Below are 18265 nucleotides of genomic sequence, written 5' to 3' on the forward strand. Positions count from 1 at the left end.
ACCTTAATTCAACAAAAAATTGCTCTAAAAATAGCTTTGTATCAAGAACCCAAAATCTCTTGATCCAAAATTTCGTTTACACAATTTTCTTTTTCTTTTTTTTTGGATTAACAAGTATTTCTGCTCAAAATCAACCCCTAAAAACTTACAATAAAAATGATGGACTTCCAAGTTTACATATTAAAGGCGGAGTTCAAGATCGTACAGGTTACTTATGGTTAGCTTCTGATAAAGGTTTAATTCGATATAATGGAAACTCATTTATAACCTACACAACTCAAAACGGATTAATATCCAACAATATAAACGTTGTCAAAGCAAATAACAATACTCTTTTTATCGGAACTGATAAAGGTTTAAGTATTAAAAACCATAACGGTTTCAATAATTTTGAAGGAAACAGCGTTAACTGTGTTTTAACTGTTAACAATCATACTTTTTTAGGAACAGATAAAGGAATCGTTAGAGTTCGTGAAGATTATCTTTCTCCCCTTCGTACCAATTTTCAAATAGATTTAAACAAAGTAAATGACATTAAGTTTGATGGAAAATTTTATTGGATAGCAACTAATAAATCTTTATGGAAACTGGATAAACTTATCAATCCAGAAGTTTTAGACAGAATTGATGTTAACAATTACACTTCTATCTTAATTGATGGTAAAACTATTATTGCCACCACTTATAATAACGGACTTAAATTCATAACAGATAATGAAATAGACACACAAACCATCACTTCACAAAATATCAAGGGAATCAAAAAAATCAACAATCAATTTTGGGTAATTTCTGAAGATGAAGGTATTGAAGTATTAGACGCTAATTTCAATTTTGAAAGAACTATCAACAAATACAACACCCTTACTACCAATAAAATTTCTACTGCTTTTCAAGATTCCGACAAAAATACGTGGATTGGTACACAAGATAAAGGAATCTATTTTATTAAAAGTGATAGACCTAACTTGAAAAAACCTACCATATCTTTTGAAAGCATAGAAGTAGTTTTTAAATCTATTGATAGTATCAATATAAATGGGTATGAAAAAACGTTACAGCTTCCGGCAGATAAAAATCATATTTCATTTTATTACAAAACAGTAGATATTACCAATTCTAATAATTTAGAATATCGCTATACCCTAAATAATCAAGTAAGCCCTTGGAGTAAGAAAAGTACTATCGATTTAGCCTATTTATCTCCAGGAAATTACACTTTTACCGCCCAATCAAAAATTGGAGAACTAGAAAGTGACCCAATTGAATTTAACTTTTTTATTGATACTCCTATCTATCAAAAAAAATGGTTTATCTGGTCTGCTATTGGTTTAGTAAGTTTGTTATTAGGAAGTATTATTTGGTTATACGTTCGTAGAATTCAAGCTAAAAATAAAGCTAAAGTAGCAAAACTACAATTAGAAAATCATTTATTATCACTTGAGCAAAAAGCATTGCAACTACAAATGAATCCGCACTTTATTTTCAATGTTTTAAACGGAATAAAAGCCTTAGGAAACTCAGGAAAATCAGTTGAATTAAATGCTACAATTAGTAGGTTTGCTACCCTTTTACGTGGTGTTTTACACAATTCAAGACAAGAAGAAATATGTTTAACAGAAGAAATTACCACGCTAAAAAATTATATTGAATTAGAACAGCAAATGAATCCGAAACCTTTCGAATATTCTATAATAACAAACCTTACTCTTGATCCTGAAGAAATTCTGATTCCTCCTATGCTTATTCAACCTTTTGTTGAAAATAGTATCAAACATGGAATATCTTCTGTAGAGAACGGAAAAGTGGATATTCATTTCTCTGTGAAAAACGATTTTTTACATTGTGAAATAGTAGATAACGGTATTGGAATTCATCAATCAAAAAAAATAAAGACCACAAGTACGCATCAATCGGTTGCATTAAAAGTTACGCAAGAACGAATTGAAAGTTTATCAAAAAAGAGTACTTTTCACATTGATGAAATAATCGAAGGCAAACAGGTTAAAGGCACAAAAATTGCTTTTAAAATTCCTTTAAAAACTGATTTTTAGCAATGACAAAACTTACTGCAATTTTAGTAGACGATATGCCAACAGCTTTAGATATGCTGCAAAATGATTTAACACAATTTCATCCTGAAATTGAAATTATAGGCACTGCTAAAAGCGTAGTAGAAGCTTCTAAAATATTACGAAAACAACAACCAGATATTCTGTTTTTAGATATTATGCTAGGTGACGGTACTGGGTTTGATGTGCTTGAAATTCACCCTAATCTTTCTTCAAAAATTATTTTTGTTACTGCTAGTGATGAGTACGCTATTAAAGCATTTAAATTTGCAGCGATTGACTATGTTTTAAAACCCTATTCAAATGAAGATTTGACAAATGCTATTAACAAAGCTAAAGATCAAATTAAACCCGACAAAGAGCAGTTATCTGTACTACAACAATCCATCACAAAACCAAATCAACGCCCTAAAAAGATCTCTTTAAGTACCTCTGATAAGATTGTAGTGGTAAATTTAGACGATATTATCCGTTGTCAGTCCGATAATAATTACACTGAGTTTTTCATGAATGATGGGCAAAAAATACTGGTTGGAAAAACACTTAAACACTTTTCCGACATGTTAAAAGAATTTGATTTTTTAAGAGTTCATCAAAGCCATCTTATTAATATTCAATTTATTAAAGAATTTATCAAATCAGATGGTGGGTATTTAGTTTTAAAAAATAAAACAACCATTCCTGTTTCCGTAAGAAAAAAGAATGACGTTATACAAGTGTTAGAAAAAATGTAACCACCGTTTTTTTCCTGATTTTCCTACTATTTTTAACACTTATGTTAAATTTTTATTAAAAATTTATTTAACTTAGTGCTTATAAATTAAAAATTATGGTTGCACTTAAACCAGAAAAAGGTAGGTTACTAATTGCAGATCCAGCAATATTAAATGATAGTTCTTTTAAGAGAACTATTATTTTACTTACTGAGCACACTAAAAAAAGTTCGGTGGGTTTTATTTTAAATAGGCCCTTAGATCATGTTCTTAGTGATTTAGTTCCTGAAATTGACTGTGATTTTACCGTTTATCAAGGTGAACCTGTAGAGCAAGACAACCTATACTTTATACATAAGGTTCCTCATTTACTTCCTAACAGCATTGAAGTTGCTAAAGGTATTTATTGGGGCGGAAATTTTGAACTTTTAAAAGAGCTACTTAATAAAAAACAACTCGAAGCTACAGACATTCGTTTCTTTTTGGGATACTCTGGATGGAGTGGTAATCAATTAGATGAAGAACTTGTAATGAATTCTTGGTTTATTACTGAAAATGACTACGACAATATTTTAACCACCAACGATCAAAGTTTTTGGAAAGATAAATTATTACAACGTGGTGGTAAATATAAAATATGGGCAAATGCTCCTAGCGATATACAAATGAACTAACTTGTTACGACTACTAATTGTAAACTTCTCTTTATTTTACTAGTTATTTCTGTAGAGAATTCTTTTTTTCGGTAATTGGTAACCGATTGAATTCCTATGATTGCATTTGTGATGAAAACTTCGTCAGCCTTTTGAATCTCGAAAGGAGAAATAGCCGTTTCTTCAATTGTATAGTCGGGATGCTTTTCAATAATATCTATTACTTTTTTTCTAACAATTCCTTTAATACACCCTTCTGTTAAAGCTGGTGTTTTCACAACGTTTCCTTTAACTATAAAAAGATTCCCATTAATAGCTTCTACAACTCCTTTTCTTTCATTCAACAAAATACAATTGTCTAAATCATTTTCTTCTGCAAAAACAGCCGCCAATGTATTTAGCATTCTATTCGTTGTTTTTACTGTAGATAACAATCCTGAATAATTATAAAAGTCTTTAAAAACGTCTACTTTATACACTTTTTTATCAGTATGCTCTAACGGACTACCTTCAATAATATAATCAATTTCGTTTGTTACAGGCGTATACAAACCTCCATCTTTTCTAAAAACAGTTAATCGAATTCTATACATTGAAGCCTCTGGTAATTCTTTTACTACTTTGGTAATTTCTTCTTGTAAAAATTCAAGAGTAAATTCTATCGGAATCTTCATACGAAGCATACGCATTGAAGCCATTAACCTAAAATAATGATCTTCTAAAAAAACTACTTTCCCATTTACTACTTTAATGGTTTCAAAAATAGCATCACCGTATTTAAACGCTCTATTTTGGGTTGAAAGTTGTACTTCGTTCTCTGCAATTAAAGCTCCGTTAAAATTTACCATTTCTTAAAAAAATTTAAATGCAAACTTACAATTTAGAGAAGTATTAGTCACAAAAAAACTCGACAATTTGCCGAGTTAATCTTTATAAAAAAGGAATCTTACCAATATTAAGCTCCTATATTATGTTTTAATGCTTCTATTTGATTTTCCCAAAGCATTTTTGCTTCTTCAACATCATCTTCATCATCAGCAAAATCAGTAACAATAACTGCCACATCTTTTGTTAATGGGTCTACTTGTATTTTAAACTCAAAATAACTGTCATCATCTTCACTTTCTGTCCACTTAAACTTAATACGTTCATCCGTTTTTTTGGTTAAAATTTTAGCTTCTTCTTCAGAATCATCCCAAAAAAAAGTAATGATTTTACCTCTTGAATTTACTTTATCTGCAAACCATTCTTCTAATCCTGCTGGTGTTGCAAAATATTGATATAGCATGCTTGGCGAAGCATGTATAGGAAACTCTAATTCAAATTTTACTTTACTCATCTATTTTTTTGTTTGATCGCCAATATAGATAATTATTTTTTAAAAAAAAATTTAATGTTTTATTGCCAAAATCCAAAAAGTAATTATATTTGCACCCGCAATCAGGCGAGGTAGCTCAGTTGGTTAGAGCGCAGGATTCATAACCCTGAGGTCACGGGTTCAAATCCCGTCTTCGCTACAAAACCCAAATCATTCGATTTGGGTTTTTATTTTTACTTCATTTTCAAACTTTTATAGATTGCTTCTTTAATTTTATCTTCTGTTATCCAACCATTATAACCTTTATAATTTTCAGTTATTTTAGCATTATTCTTTACTTCTTCTAAACTCGCTCCTTTTTCAATTTCTGTAAAAACTTGCGTTTTTAAATCTTCCAACATTTGTAAATACTCTTTTAACTCTTCTTTTGTAGTCACATTTCCATGTCCAGGAATTATTTTAGTACTAGCATCAGTAATTCTCATGATTGTTTTTATTCCTTTAATGTAACCATCAATACTTCCGCCTGAATCTATATCTATATAAGGAAACTTCCCTTGAAAATAAGCATCACCTACATGCAACACATTGCTATTAACAAAATACACTAAAACATCTCCATCGGTATGTGCATTGTGAATATGCGTAACAAGAACAGGCTCTTCATCCATATAAAACTGCATATTTTCTGAAAAAGTAATAACTGGCAGAGCTTCTTTTGGCGACGCTGACCTTACCTCTCCCCTAACAACCTGATCTACACTCATACGTTTTCGCACATTTTCATGAGAAACAATAATAGCACCCTCTTTTTGAAAATTGGCATTTCCCCCTGTATGGTCACCATGCCAATGCGTATTTATTAAATAAGTTACTGGTTTATCCGTTATCTTTTTTATAGCAGCTTGTATTTTTTTACTTAGAGGTGCGAACTGATCATCAATCATAAAAACACTATTATTTCCAATAAAGAGTCCAATATTTCCTCCTTGTCCATTTAAAACATAAACACGATCTGTAAGCTTTTCTGTAGTTATTTTCACTTCTTTTTCTTGTGACAACAAGTTCAATGAATTAAAAAAGAGGGTTATTAGTATTAATTGTAATGCTTTCATATTCTTAAGGATTTATCTAAGCTATTATTAAAATAAACATCTAGCTTACAAGATAATACATTTTAAAATGAGCTCCTACTTTTGAGACTTGAAATTCTTCTCCTGTAATTTTAAAACCTAAACTTTCATAAAACCCTAAAGCCTCTTTTCTTGCATTACACCATAAAACAGCTATCTTTCTTTCTTGTAATATTTCTATTGCTTTAATAATCAACTTTTTTCCTGCTCCCATTCCTCTTATTTCAGGTAATGTTGCCATTCCTCTTAACTGATATTGCTCCACATCAAAAGCTTCTAGGTTACTTTTCATAAACGTAGCAATACCTACTAGTTTTTTTTCATAAAAAGCTCCTAAATGAAAGGTACTTCCTTCTTCATCTCCTTCAAATTTATATGGTAAATCGATATTATTTCTTAGTACCGACAATCGTATTTCGTACGTTTCTTGAGCCGATATATTTTTTATTTTTATCATCTTAATTTCTTTTAACTCAAAAATACAGAATGAATATACATTTTAAGCCAATTGACAAAAAAGATATCCTAGATATCCTTCCGCTGTTACAAAAGCTGAACACCACTACTCCTCATGATATTTTAAAAACAAGAGTTTTAGAAATGATTGACTGTTCTAACTATGAATGTGTAGGTGCTTTTGACCAAGATAAACTTATCGGATTTTCTGGTCTTTGGTATAGTGTTAGACATTATGTAGGAAAAAGTGTAGAACCAGACCATGTTGTTATTGATGAAACCTACAGAGGAAACAATATTGGTAAACAATTTTTTAACTGGATCTATAACTACACCAAGGAAAAAGGGTGTGAAGCTATTGAGTTAAACACTTATACAGGTAATAGGAAGTCTCATAAATTTTACTACAATGAAGGCTTTGAAATTTATGGATTTCATTTTGTTAAAGTTTTACGAGACGATAAGACTTTTTATTAGTTTTTTTTGTTAGAAACAATACTAGAAGCGGACTCTCTCCGCTTTTTTCATACTCAATTTCTATTATTTTCAAGAGATTTAATCTAACATGTACGAAGCAAAACAAAAAGTTCAAAAAATAAATCCTGCTATTATATTCATTTTATGAAAGTTAGAAAAAACCTTCGTTTTTTTATTTATTTTTTTCTAAAAAACCCTTGCAAATTCTAGAAACTGTATTATATTTGCAACCGCTTTACTGCGGGAGTAGCTCAGTTGGTAGAGCGTCAGCCTTCCAAGCTGAATGTCGCCGGTTCGAACCCGGTCTCCCGCTCAAATTTACATAGTGTAAGTAATTACACAAAAAGCAAAAGCTTTACCGCGGGAGTAGCTCAGTTGGTAGAGCGTCAGCCTTCCAAGCTGAATGTCGCCAGTTCGAACCTGGTCTCCCGCTCAAAAAAACCGAAACAAATGTTTCGGTTTTTTTATTCTTTATAATTTATCTATTTAACTTATCTCCGAAGAAAAACAATCCTGTAATAATCAACGCCATTATCCCTACCATTATCGTATGATTTGCCACAATACTTGGTCGCAACACCAAAGTAATTAAATATCCACCTATAGCTCCTCCTAAATGAGCCGAATGACCAATATTACCCACCTGATTTTTCATTCCGTAAATGGAGTATAACAAGTAACCAATTCCAAACACATACCCTGGGATAGGAACTGGAATTGGCAACATAATAAGCTCCATACTAGGATATAGCATTATCGATGAAAAAATAATTCCTGACACTGCCCCTGAAGCCCCTACCGCACTATAATAAGGCTCTTTTTTATGCTGATACAACGAATACATACTCCCTGCTAACAAACTAGCAAAATAAATCAACACAAAATTAAGTGTCCCAAAACTAGAGTCTACTACTTTTCCAAACAGATACAAAGCATACATATTAAACCCTAAGTGCAGCCAATCTACATGCAGAAAACCTGACGATATCATTCTTATCTTCTCCCCTCCCAACACTCTTTGCACCTGAAACTTATATCGATCAAAAAAAACGGGGTCACTAAATCCTTTAATCGACATCAACACATTTGCTATAATTAATCCTATAATAATTTGACTCATATCTCTAATATATACTCACAAACATAAACAAAAGTTTATAAAGTAAAGATTGATAATTTAATGCGATATTTGCACTTTAATTTTTCCAAAATGAATTTTTTAATTTTTACAATTACCTACCCTTTCATTTGGTTCTTATCAAGGTTACCTATGAGAGTTCTATATATTTTTTCTGATTTTTTCTTCTTGATATTATACTATATCATAGGTTACAGAAAAAAAGTAGTCATTAAAAACCTTAAAACTGCTTTTCCTGAAAAAAGCGAAGCTGAAATAAACAGAATATCAAAAAAATTCTTTAAGCATTTTGTGGATCTAATTTTTGAAAGTATTAAGTCTTTCTCAATAAGCAAAAAAGAATTACAAAAGCGCTACCAATACACAAACCCTGAACTTATAAATAAATACGCTGAACAAAACAGAAGCATTGCTTTAGTCGGTTCACACCAAGCAAATTGGGAATGGTCTGTTGGCATGCCTCTTTCTGTAAACATTAACTGTTTTGGAGCTTACAAAAAGATCAAAAACCCTTATTTTGACAAATTAATAAAAGGATCAAGAACAAAATTTGGTTTTGAAGCTGTACCTACGTATTTATTCAATAGAAGTATCTACGAAAAACACTCCAACAAAACACAATACCTATACCTTTTACTTAGTGATCAATCTCCTCAAATGGGAAAAACTAGGTATTGGGCTAGCTTTTTAAATGAAAAAGTACCAGTACACACAGGAGCTGAAGTTCTGTCAAAAAAATACAACTCGGTAGTTATCAATATGAAAACCACCAAAGTTAAAAGAGGTTATTTTGAAGTTGAATTTGAATTAATCACTGATACACCTAACGATTTCGATGATTTTAAAATTACTGACAAATACCTTGAGCTTACAGAAAGAAACATTAAAGCTCAACCCGAGTATTACTTGTGGACTCATAACCGCTTTAAACACAAAAATAAATACGAGCAATGGCTAGAAATAAAAAAAGCTTCTCAGAAATAACTGAGAAGCTTTTTTTTAGCTCATTTCGATATTAGAGCCGAATGCTTTAAAACAAAAAAACCTTCTCAAATTGAGAAGGTTTTGGGTGAAAGACCGGGTTCGAACCGGCGACCTCCGGAACCACAATCCGGCGCTCTAACCAGCTGAGCTACAATCACCATGTAACTTGCGGGTGCAAATATACATTCTTTTTACATTGTGGCAAAACTTTTTTTAAATTAATTTACTTAAATTTTCTACTGCCACGTAACGTTCTGATGTAAAGCCTTCTGCAAAATCAACTCCTATTAATCTACCCAAATCTCTTGCCCTATACTCTATACTATCGGTAAAGTTTTTACTAGTTATTGGTGTTTCTGGCTCGTTACTTTTCGGGTCAAAAAACTGAGACGAATATGCCATAACCGAGCCTATTTTTTTATCCATAAAACCAGTAACATTTACCACAAAATCAGGTTCAATGTTTTTCCATTGTATATAATGATAAACTTGTTTCGGTCTCCATTTTTCTTGTTGAACTCCATCTAACTCTGTTGCTATTTTAAGTAAGCCACTTAAAAAACAAGCATTAGACACTAACTGACTTCCTTTAGGGTGATCAATATGGCGATCATCAATAGCATTACACAACACTATTTCTGGTTGATACTTACGTATCATTTTAATAATTTCTAATTGATGTTCTTTATCATTTTTAAAAAATCCATCTGCAAAACCTAAGTTTTCACGTACTGAAACCCCTAAGATGTCAGCTGCTAACGATGCTTCTTTATCACGCAACTCGGCTGAACCTCTTGTTCCTAACTCTCCACGAGTTAAATCAACTATTCCTACTTTTTTTCCTTCCGAAATTTCTTTGGCTAAGGTGGCAGCACACCCTAACTCAACATCATCTGGATGCGCACCAAAAGCTAATATATCTAGTTTCATTTGTTTTACTGTTTTCTACAAATTCTTTTATAATTATTTACTTTAAAATAATTACAGCTAATTTACTAAATGAAGTTTACACTTGAACTGTTTTCCATTTTCCTTTTTTAAACATCCAAATACCAACAACTGCAATTAAAACTTCTGCTAAAGTTATTGCTAAAAAAACTCCAATAGGGCCAAAATCTAGTGTAATAGCCATTACGTATGCAAACGGTAATTGAAATAACCAAAAGCACACAAAGTTGATATAGGTTGGTGTTTTGGTATCTCCTGAACCATTAAAAGATTGAATTACAACCATTCCATAAGCATATGCTATGTATCCAGCTGCCATAATTTGCAAACACAAAGCTCCATTTTCAACAACTTCAGTCTTTTCAGAAAACCATCCTAAAAAAGTTGGAGCAAAGAATATATAAATCAATGAGACTGCTCCCATAAAAATTGCACAATATTTACTCGTTATCCAAACAGACTTCTCTGCTCTCTCAGGTTGTTCTGCTCCCAAATTTTGACCAACTAAAGTAGCCGCTGCATTACTCATTCCCCAAGCAGGCATAAGTGTAAACATCATTATTCTTATAGCGATTGTGTAACCTGCTAGCACTTCACTACCAAATTCGGACATAATTCGCATTAAAAATACCCAACTAGAAGTTCCTATAATAAACTGCCCTATTCCTCCTAATGATACTTTTATTAAGTTTACCATTACAGCAACTCGTATTACTAAGTCTTTTACTGCTAATTTTATTTTACCTGCTCCAAAAAACAGCACTAATAACTGTGCTATTACTGCGGTACCTCTACCAATAGTTGTTGCTATGGCTGCACCCTCTACTCCGTATGCAGGTATTGGACCTAACCCAAAAATAAAAATAGGATCAAGTATAATATTTAATCCGTTCGACAAGATCAGCGTCCACATTGCAATGGATGCATTTCCTGCTCCTCTAAAAACAGCATTGATTAAAAACAATAACATTACTGTTATATTTCCGCCCAATAATACACGAGTATATCCATAACCTTCAGTAATTAAATCAGGCTCACCTCCCATAAGTGCTAGTATTTCTCTTGGATATACAATTCCAACAATACTAATGAGAATAGAAATAAAAACTCCTAAAAAAACAACTTGTACCGCTGTTTGATTTGCGCCTTCTGAATCCTTCTCCCCTGTTCTTCTAGCAACTAAAGCAGTTGCCGCCATACTTAACCCTATAGCTACAGCATATACTAACGTAAGTACAGATTCTGTTAATCCTACAGTAGCTACAGCATTTACGCTTACCCTTGATACATAAATAATATCTACCAAAGCAAAAATAGATTCCATCAGCATTTCCAAAATCATCGGAATTGCTAATACAAAAATTGCTTTACCAATACTTCCTGTCGTAAAATCTTGCTGTCTTCCTAAAACAGCATCTTTAAAAAGTGAGAATATAGATTGTTTTGATGTTTGATTGTTATCAGTCATTATAAAGTTTTATAAATACATAAAATTGTCTTAACAAAGAGTAAGACCTAACTATTTGTTGCTCAAGCAACACTACTATTTGAGGTGACTTATACAATCATAATGGCACAAATATGCAAAATTAATTTTAATTAATTTCAATATCTTCGTGCTATGATTAAGGTTGCCATTATAGGAGGCGGTAATGTAGCTACACATTTAGCCAATGCTTTTAGTAAAACAGACGAAGTATCGTTAGTACAAATGTATGCTCGAAATATTGAGCAAATTCAACATTTAAAAGAAGTTACTCCTATTACAAATAGTATAGAACTTTTAACAGAAGCCGATGTGTATATCATTGCGGTTTCTGATGATGCTATTGGTGATGTTTCTCGTAAAATTGAACAAAAAAACGGCTTAATTGTACACACTTCTGGTAGTGTAGCTATGCAATCGTTACAAAACAGTGGACGCAAGGGTATTTTTTATCTACTACAAAGCTTTTCTAAAGACAAAGACGTGAACTTTGATGAAATTCCTTTTTGTTTAGAAGCTGAAAACGAAGAAGATTTACAGTTACTAGAAACCCTTGCTAAATCTATTGGAAAAAAGGTATATCGTGTCAACTCAGAGCAACGTAAACGGTTACATGTTGCTGCCGTTTTTGTAAACAATTTCACCAATCATATGTATAAAATTGGCGCTGATATTTGCAACGAATATCAAGTTCCTTTTGAAGTATTACTACCTCTAATTCAGGAAACAGCTCAAAAAATAACCGAATTGAGTCCTGAGGCTGCACAAACAGGTCCTGCCAAAAGAAATGACCAAAAAACTATTCAAAACCATTTAGCATTATTAAATGCTGAACAACAAGAAATTTATAAACTTATTACAAAATCAATCCAACAAAATGGAAAAGAGTTATAAAGAATACTTACCTCAAATAGACACCTTTATTTTTGATGTAGACGGAGTGCTAACTAACGGAATTGTAACCGTTTTTCCTGACGGACAGCTTGTACGTCAAATGAATACTAAAGATGGATACGCCTTAAAAGCAGCTGTAAAAGCTGGTTATAGAGTTTGTATTATCTCTGGTGGAAAAAACGAAGGAGTACGTACACGTTTAGAAGGCTTAGGTATTACCGATGTTTATTTAGGAGCTCATGATAAAATTCAACAGTTTAATGAATTGGTTGAAAAATATAAACTAAACCCAGAAAACATAGTGTACATGGGAGATGATATCCCTGATTATCCTGTAATGAAACTCGTTGGTATGCCCTCTTGCCCTAACGATGCAGCTCGTGAAATACAACAAATTTCAAGATACATTTCTGATAAAACTGGTGGTAATGGTTGTGCTCGAGATATTGTAGAACAAGTATTACGTGTACAAGGAAAATGGGATAGCAACTTTGATGCACAATACGATTAATTGGAATACTTTTTGAGAATAAAAATACTATTAAAACTTTTAAATTATGAAAAAAATACTTTTTGCTTTATTATTTACAACCGTTAGCTTATCGATGAGCGCACAAACTATTTTCGGAAAATGGGAAAACCGAGATGAAGAAACCAATAAGGTTGATTCTGTAATAGAAGTATATAAAAAAGACGGAAAAGCTTACGCTAAAATTGTTGAAATAACAGATAAAAACCGTCAAAAAGCTGTTTGCGATAAATGCAGCGGCAACAGAAAAAACAATCCTATTTTAGGAATGAATATTTTAACTGGACTATCTAAAGATGGTGACGAATGGAGTGGTGGAAAAATATTAGACCCTAAAAATGGTAAAGAATACAAATGCTACATAAAACTAGACGGAGAAAACAAACTTAAAATTAGAGGGTACGTTGGTTTTTCTGCCTTTGGTAGAACAGCTTACTGGCATAGAAAGCAATAACAGTATTCTCATTATAAAAAAGCTCTAGCAAATTTGCTAGAGTTTTTTTTATTATTACAACGTTTACTTCTAACCTATTTTTAAAGAAGTCATACTTAAAGACCCCGCTAATAACTTATCATTAAAAAGCTGAACCTCTTCATTTTTTTGTTGCAACCCTAAACTATAAATCAAAGGCAGATAATGATCTGGAGTTGGAATTGCAAGCTGAAAAGCTTTTGATTGTTTCGTATAATCTATTAAAGGTTGGTAATTTCCTTCTAATAAATACTTATTAACCGTTGCTCTTGCTTCAATAGCCCAATCATACCCATAGTTATCCTTATCAAAATTCTTCCAGTCGACCAATCGTAAATTATGAACAATATTTCCACTTCCTATAATCAACACTCCTTTTTGTCTTAAAGAAGTAAGTTGTTTTGCCAATTCAAAATGGTAATTAGCATCTTTGGTATAATCAATACTTAATTGGATTACGGGCACATCAGCTTTTGGAAATAAATATTTTAATACTGTCCAAGCACCATGATCTAATCCCCAATGCTCATCTAACTCTACTAAATTAGGGTGTAATAATTGTTTGGTTTCTTTAGCTAACTCTGGGCTTCCTTTTGCAGGATATTGCTGTTCAAATAACTCTTGAGGAAAACCACCAAAATCGTGAATGGTTTTAGGCATTTCCATCGCAGTTACTTTGGTTCCTTTAGTAAACCAATGTGCCGAAACACAAATAATAGCCTTAGGTTTAGGCAATGTTTTTGAAACATCTTGAAAACCTCTAGTAAACTCGTTTTCTTCAATAGCATTCATAGGACTACCATGTCCCAAAAACAACACTGGCATTGTCTGAGAAACTGGTAAACTATCTGATAACTTTTTTAATCCGCTTAATGATCCCATACTCAAATTTACTGATGCTAACCCTAGTAATTGTAAAAACGCAGATCGTTTCATAAGGGTATTTTTGTTTATTTATAATATTAAAACATATCCTAAACTTTTATTTAGGATATGTATACAATTTAAATTGGTTTTAAAAAACCAAATCAACTACCAAATCAAACTCGTCGTATATTGCTTTATCTTTTAAACCATCAAAAAAGCTAGTAGAACCGTATTTTACGTCATACTTTGCTCTATCTACTTTTAACGATGCTGTTGCTTTTTTACCATATACTGAAATTTCAAAAGTTACAGGATTGGTTTTGTTTTTAATAGTTAAATCAGCAGTTACTTCATAAGAATTTTTCCCTTTTGCTTTTACTTTTGTAAATACTAAGGTTGAAGTTGGATGGTTATTTACTCCAAAAAAATCGTCTGATTTTAAATGTCCTTCTAACTTTTTTTGGTATTCTCCAGATAAATCTGTTACTGTAATAGAAGTCATATTTATTATAAACTCTCCTCCTACTAATTTATCTTTTTCAAAGTTTAATATACCCGATTGTAAACTAACAGTTCCTTCGTGAGAACCAGTTACTTTATACCCTTTCCATACTACTTTACTTTCTTTCGTATTTACTTTTTTTCTTCTTTCGTAGTGGTTGTGAATGATAACGTTGTTAATGCAATTAACATTAACACTAATAGATTTTTTAAATTTTTCATTGTTTCTAGTTTTTATTATTTATTGTAAAATTAAATCTGCGTATTGTTTTGAATTTATTTGTATGTCTTCGAATTCTGGATTGTCATTTGCTCCATAAAACACATGTGATGGTAACATTTCTAATCCACAAAATTGAAACGAAACTGTTACTGATTTTAATAGGTCTTCTAAAGATACGAAACTATTATAGGTTTCTTCAGTACCTCCTGTTGATACAGATAAACGAAACTTTTTCCCTTTTAACTTATCTCCTTCAGGGCCAAAAGCCCAACCATAGGTTAAAACTTCATCCATCCATTTTTTTAATAAAAAAGGGGTATTAAACCAGTGTAACGGAAATTGAATAATAATACTATCATGGTTTAATAACAATTCTTGTTCTTTTACTACATCAATATTTAAGTCTGGATACTCATTATATAGTTGATGAATAGTTACTTTATCATCGTATTGTTGTAGCTCATTTATCCAAGACTTATTAACTTTTGACTCCTTTATATTCGGATGTGTTACAATTACTAAGTGTTTCATTATTTTACATTTACTTGTTTTAACACTACAAAAATATGTATATTTGCTATACAAAAGTAACTACTATACTTTAGTATACCAGTATACAAAAGTATATCAACTTTAACATTAGATGGAAACAAGTACTAAAATAGAAGAGCTTAAAAGATGCTCTGTTCAATATGTATTAGCTTTAAGAGATACTCTAAACGTAATAAGTGGAAAGTGGAAATTATCTATTATAGGAAGCCTTTTATATAGAAAAATGCGCTTTAAAGAACTACAACGTAATATTGGAAAAATTTCTCCAAGAATGTTATCTAAAGAATTAAAAGATTTAGAGGCTAATGGAATTATTAAACGTACCGTTTACGATACAACTCCTGTTACTGTAGAATATGAATTAACGGAATCTGGAATGAGACTACATACTGCTTTAGACGTAATGGTTGCTTGGGGAATTGAACATCGTGAAATGACGTTGAAATAAATAGAAGCTTTAGAGTTAGTTTCTATAATTTACTTTCATAGCCATTGTAAAATCTACCTGTATACCTATTTCCTGTTAAGGATATATTATAGTATTCTAAAAAAAATTGCAAAAAAAAACCTCAATCTACTAAAAGATTGAGGTTTGTTAAAGAAAGGCAACGACCTACTCTCCCACCAGTGGCAGTACCATCGGCGCTAATGGGCTTAACTTCTCTGTTCGGAATGGTAAGAGGTGAGCCCCATTGCGATAATCACCTTAAATCGTTGCAGTATATTTCAACTGTAAAAGTTAACATATTAGTAAAATCATATCATAAATCTATCAAAGAGTTTGCTCCCGGTCGCAAGAACCGGGATACGTACATAAGCCTATGGGTTATTAGTACTACTCAGCTACATACATTACTGCACTTACACTTATAGCCTATCAACGTGGTGATCTTCCACGACCCTTTAAAGAAATCTCATCTTGTGGTGGGTTTCGCGCTTATATGCTTTCAGCGCTTATCCCTTCCCGACGTAGCTACTCTGCAGTGCCCCTGGCGAGACAACAGATACACTAGAGGTCAGTCCAACTCGGTCCTCTCGTACTAAAGTCAGATCCACTCAAATTTCTAACGCCCACAGCAGATAGAGACCGAACTGTCTCACGACGTTCTGAACCCAGCTCGCGTGCCACTTTAATGGGCGAACAGCCCAACCCTTGGGACCTTCTCCAGCCCCAGGATGTGACGAGCCGACATCGAGGTGCCAAACCCCCCCGTCGATGTGAGCTCTTGGGGGAGATCAGCCTGTTATCCCCGGAGTACCTTTTATCCTTTGAGCGATGGCCCTTCCATGCGGAACCACCGGATCACTATGCTCTACTTTCGTACCTGATCGACCTGTATGTCTCTCAGTCAAGCTCCCTTATGCCATTGCACTCTACGCACGGTTACCAAGCGTGCTGAGGGAACCTTTAGAAGCCTCCGTTACTCTTTTGGAGGCGACCACCCCAGTCAAACTACCCACCACGCACTGTTCTCATTGCTGAGTTAGGCTCTAGATAAGCAAAGGGTGGTATTTCAAGGATGACTCCACAACGCCTAGCGACGCCGCTTCAAAGTCTCCCACCTATCCTACACATTACTTATCCAAAGTCAATACGAAGCTATAGTAAAGGTTCACGGGGTCTTTTCGTCCCGCTGCGGGTAATCGGCATCTTCACCGATACTACAATTTCACCGAGCTCATGGCTGAGACAGTATCCAGATCGTTGCACCATTCGTGCAGGTCGGAACTTACCCGACAAGGAATTTCGCTACCTTAGGACCGTTATAGTTACGGCCGCCGTTTACTGGGGCTTCATTTGATTGCTTCGCCGAAGCTAACAACTCCACTTAACCTTCCAGCACCGGGCAGGTGTCAGGCCTTATACATCATCTTTCAATTTAGCAAAGCCCTGTGTTTTTGATAAACAGTCGCCTGGATCTTTTCACTGCGGCCAACATTGCTGTTGGCGACTCTTCTCCCGAAGTTACGAGTCTATTTTGCCTAGTTCCTTAGCCATGAATCTCTCGAGCACCTTAGAATTCTCATCCCAACTACCTGTGTCGGTTTACGGTACGGGTTCTTATAACCTGAAGCTTAGAGGTTTTTCTTGGAAGTTTTTAGGCACACTATCCACGCATCCGAAGACTTGTGGTACTATCACACTTCAGCTAAACCAGCGGATTTGCCTACCAGTCTAATACCTAAATGTTTCAACGAACTATTCCGTCAGTTCGCGGTGCTTTCACTACTCCGTCACCCCATCGCAGTTATAAGAAGTACAGGAATATTAACCTGTTGTCCATCGACTACTCCCTTCGGATTCGCCTTAGGTCCCGACTAACCCTCAGCTGATTAGCATCGCTGAGGAAACCTTAGTCTTTCGGTGAGGGGGTTTCTCGCCCCCTTTATCGTTACTTATGCCTACATTTTCTTTTCTATACGTTCCAGCATGCCTCACAGCACACCTTCAGCACATATAGAATGCTCCCCTACCACTTTTAAAAGTCCATAGCTTCGGTAATATGTTTATGCCCGATTATTATCCATGCTCGACCGCTCGACTAGTGAGCTGTTACGCACTCTTTAAATGAATGGCTGCTTCCAAGCCAACATCCTAGCTGTCTGGGCAGTCAAACCTCGTTTTTTCAACTTAACATATATTTGGGGACCTTAGCTGATGGTCTGGGTTCTTTCCCTCTCGGACACTGAACCTTAGCACCCATGCCCTCACTGCTGAAAAACATTTTATAGCATTCGGAGTTTGTCAGGAATTGGTAGGCGGTGAAGCCCCCGCATCCAATCAGTAGCTCTACCTCTATAAAACTTTTATTCAACGCTGCACCTAAATGCATTTCGGGGAGTACGAG

General features: G+C 33.6%; 19 protein-coding genes, 4 tRNA genes and 2 rRNA genes (1 of these 25 only partly in view). 12 read left to right on the plus strand and 13 right to left on the minus strand.

Translation table 11 applies throughout. The features are described 5' to 3' along the window. Positions 1 to 59 precede the first annotated feature (59 nt). From AC3VI6_RS01360 to AC3VI6_RS01370, 3 genes are all read left to right on the plus strand, one after another. The gene (locus AC3VI6_RS01360; protein ID WP_497704906.1) at positions 60 to 2054 is read left to right on the plus strand and encodes a sensor histidine kinase; all 1995 of its coding nucleotides are present in this window, start codon (positions 60 to 62) and stop codon (positions 2052 to 2054) included. A 2-nt stretch (positions 2055 to 2056) separates the two neighbouring features. After that, positions 2057 to 2806 (plus strand): LytR/AlgR family response regulator transcription factor, encoded by a 750-nt coding sequence (locus AC3VI6_RS01365; protein ID WP_497704907.1) that lies wholly within the window; start codon positions 2057 to 2059, stop codon positions 2804 to 2806. A 95-nt stretch (positions 2807 to 2901) separates the two neighbouring features. After that, complete coding sequence (locus AC3VI6_RS01370; RefSeq protein ID WP_497704908.1) at positions 2902 to 3459, plus strand: YqgE/AlgH family protein; 558 nt, start codon at positions 2902 to 2904, stop codon at positions 3457 to 3459. Here AC3VI6_RS01370 and AC3VI6_RS01375 read toward each other — a convergent pair. Together AC3VI6_RS01375 and AC3VI6_RS01380 are read right to left on the minus strand one after the other, a co-directional pair. Beyond that, positions 3456 to 4286: an aminotransferase class IV gene (locus AC3VI6_RS01375; RefSeq protein WP_497704909.1), complete on the minus strand. Its 831-nt coding sequence runs from the start codon at positions 4284 to 4286 to the stop codon at positions 3456 to 3458. The two genes, AC3VI6_RS01370 and AC3VI6_RS01375, sit on opposite strands and share 4 nt — an antisense overlap. Positions 4287 to 4393: 107 nt before the next feature. Next, positions 4394 to 4777 carry an START-like domain-containing protein gene (locus tag AC3VI6_RS01380; RefSeq protein WP_274634585.1) on the minus strand — a complete coding sequence of 128 codons (384 nt, stop codon included), beginning with the start codon at positions 4775 to 4777 and terminating at the stop codon, positions 4394 to 4396. 104 nt (positions 4778 to 4881) lie between these two features. Here AC3VI6_RS01380 and AC3VI6_RS01385 point away from each other — a divergent pair. Beyond that, positions 4882 to 4955, plus strand: a tRNA-Met gene (locus tag AC3VI6_RS01385). A gap of 34 nt (positions 4956 to 4989) precedes the next feature. Here AC3VI6_RS01385 and AC3VI6_RS01390 read toward each other — a convergent pair. Together AC3VI6_RS01390 and AC3VI6_RS01395 are read right to left on the minus strand one after the other, a co-directional pair. Continuing rightward, complete coding sequence (locus tag AC3VI6_RS01390) at positions 4990 to 5871, minus strand: MBL fold metallo-hydrolase (protein WP_497704910.1); 882 nt, start codon at positions 5869 to 5871, stop codon at positions 4990 to 4992. A 40-nt stretch (positions 5872 to 5911) separates the two neighbouring features. Further along, positions 5912 to 6346, minus strand: coding sequence for a GNAT family N-acetyltransferase (locus AC3VI6_RS01395; protein WP_497704911.1), 435 nt, complete (start codon positions 6344 to 6346; stop codon positions 5912 to 5914). 29 nt (positions 6347 to 6375) lie between these two features. Between AC3VI6_RS01395 and AC3VI6_RS01400 the strand changes: the two genes are divergently transcribed. The 3 genes from AC3VI6_RS01400 (at position 6376) to AC3VI6_RS01410 (ending at position 7255) form a co-directional block, all read left to right on the plus strand. Further along, entirely contained in the window at positions 6376 to 6822 is a 447-nt protein-coding gene (locus tag AC3VI6_RS01400) for a GNAT family N-acetyltransferase (protein WP_497704912.1), read from the plus strand. A gap of 240 nt (positions 6823 to 7062) precedes the next feature. After that, positions 7063 to 7135: transfer RNA gene (locus AC3VI6_RS01405), tRNA-Gly, on the plus strand. A 47-nt stretch (positions 7136 to 7182) separates the two neighbouring features. Further along, a tRNA-Gly gene (locus tag AC3VI6_RS01410) sits at positions 7183 to 7255 on the plus strand. A gap of 45 nt (positions 7256 to 7300) precedes the next feature. On the opposite strand, the gene AC3VI6_RS01415 is transcribed toward AC3VI6_RS01410, so the two are convergent. Next, positions 7301 to 7942, minus strand: a complete 642-nt coding sequence (locus tag AC3VI6_RS01415; protein ID WP_299035148.1) for a rhomboid family intramembrane serine protease — start codon at positions 7940 to 7942, stop codon at positions 7301 to 7303. Positions 7943 to 8032: 90 nt separating this feature from the next. Between AC3VI6_RS01415 and AC3VI6_RS01420 the strand changes: the two genes are divergently transcribed. Continuing rightward, entirely contained in the window at positions 8033 to 8944 is a 912-nt protein-coding gene (locus AC3VI6_RS01420) for a lysophospholipid acyltransferase family protein (protein ID WP_497704913.1), read from the plus strand. 83 nt (positions 8945 to 9027) lie between these two features. On the opposite strand, the gene AC3VI6_RS01425 is transcribed toward AC3VI6_RS01420, so the two are convergent. The 3 genes from AC3VI6_RS01425 to AC3VI6_RS01435 all read right to left on the minus strand — a co-directional run bounded on the left by AC3VI6_RS01425 (position 9028) and on the right by AC3VI6_RS01435 (position 11360). After that, positions 9028 to 9103: transfer RNA gene (locus AC3VI6_RS01425), tRNA-His, on the minus strand. 54 nt (positions 9104 to 9157) lie between these two features. Beyond that, positions 9158 to 9874, minus strand: a complete 717-nt coding sequence (gene bshB1 / locus AC3VI6_RS01430; RefSeq protein WP_299035142.1) for a bacillithiol biosynthesis deacetylase BshB1 — start codon at positions 9872 to 9874, stop codon at positions 9158 to 9160. A gap of 76 nt (positions 9875 to 9950) precedes the next feature. After that, entirely contained in the window at positions 9951 to 11360 is a 1410-nt protein-coding gene (locus tag AC3VI6_RS01435; protein ID WP_497704914.1) for an MATE family efflux transporter, read from the minus strand. A 153-nt stretch (positions 11361 to 11513) separates the two neighbouring features. Between AC3VI6_RS01435 and AC3VI6_RS01440 the strand changes: the two genes are divergently transcribed. From AC3VI6_RS01440 to AC3VI6_RS01450, 3 genes are read left to right on the plus strand one after another with little or no spacing between them, the layout of a single operon-like run. Continuing rightward, positions 11514 to 12272: a Rossmann-like and DUF2520 domain-containing protein gene (locus AC3VI6_RS01440; RefSeq protein WP_299008667.1), complete on the plus strand. Its 759-nt coding sequence runs from the start codon at positions 11514 to 11516 to the stop codon at positions 12270 to 12272. Then, positions 12256 to 12783: a KdsC family phosphatase gene (locus AC3VI6_RS01445; RefSeq protein WP_497704915.1), complete on the plus strand. Its 528-nt coding sequence runs from the start codon at positions 12256 to 12258 to the stop codon at positions 12781 to 12783. The genes AC3VI6_RS01440 and AC3VI6_RS01445 overlap by 17 nt, the downstream gene beginning before the upstream one ends. A gap of 46 nt (positions 12784 to 12829) precedes the next feature. Continuing rightward, entirely contained in the window at positions 12830 to 13255 is a 426-nt protein-coding gene (locus AC3VI6_RS01450) for a DUF2147 domain-containing protein (protein ID WP_299008673.1), read from the plus strand. A 69-nt stretch (positions 13256 to 13324) separates the two neighbouring features. Here the strand turns inward: AC3VI6_RS01450 and ygiD are convergent, their stop codons facing one another. The 3 genes from ygiD to AC3VI6_RS01465 all read right to left on the minus strand — a co-directional run bounded on the left by ygiD (position 13325) and on the right by AC3VI6_RS01465 (position 15395). Beyond that, positions 13325 to 14155, minus strand: coding sequence for a 4,5-DOPA-extradiol-dioxygenase (gene ygiD, locus AC3VI6_RS01455; protein WP_497706561.1), 831 nt, complete (start codon positions 14153 to 14155; stop codon positions 13325 to 13327). Positions 14156 to 14288: 133 nt separating this feature from the next. Then, the gene (locus tag AC3VI6_RS01460; RefSeq protein WP_497706562.1) at positions 14289 to 14882 is read right to left on the minus strand and encodes a YceI family protein; all 594 of its coding nucleotides are present in this window, start codon (positions 14880 to 14882) and stop codon (positions 14289 to 14291) included. Next, positions 14883 to 15395 (minus strand): NAD(P)H-dependent oxidoreductase, encoded by a 513-nt coding sequence (locus AC3VI6_RS01465; RefSeq protein WP_497704916.1) that lies wholly within the window; start codon positions 15393 to 15395, stop codon positions 14883 to 14885. 112 nt (positions 15396 to 15507) lie between these two features. On the opposite strand from AC3VI6_RS01465, the gene AC3VI6_RS01470 reads away from it, so the two are divergent. Then, positions 15508 to 15864, plus strand: a complete 357-nt coding sequence (locus tag AC3VI6_RS01470; protein ID WP_299008679.1) for a winged helix-turn-helix transcriptional regulator — start codon at positions 15508 to 15510, stop codon at positions 15862 to 15864. A 152-nt stretch (positions 15865 to 16016) separates the two neighbouring features. On the opposite strand, the gene rrf is transcribed toward AC3VI6_RS01470, so the two are convergent. Further along, positions 16017 to 16125 (minus strand): 5S ribosomal RNA (gene rrf, locus AC3VI6_RS01475). A gap of 100 nt (positions 16126 to 16225) precedes the next feature. Beyond that, a 23S ribosomal RNA gene (locus AC3VI6_RS01480) occupies positions 16226 to 18265 on the minus strand (it continues 835 nt past the right edge of the window).

Source organism: Tenacibaculum sp. TB-56 (genome assembly GCF_059716275.2).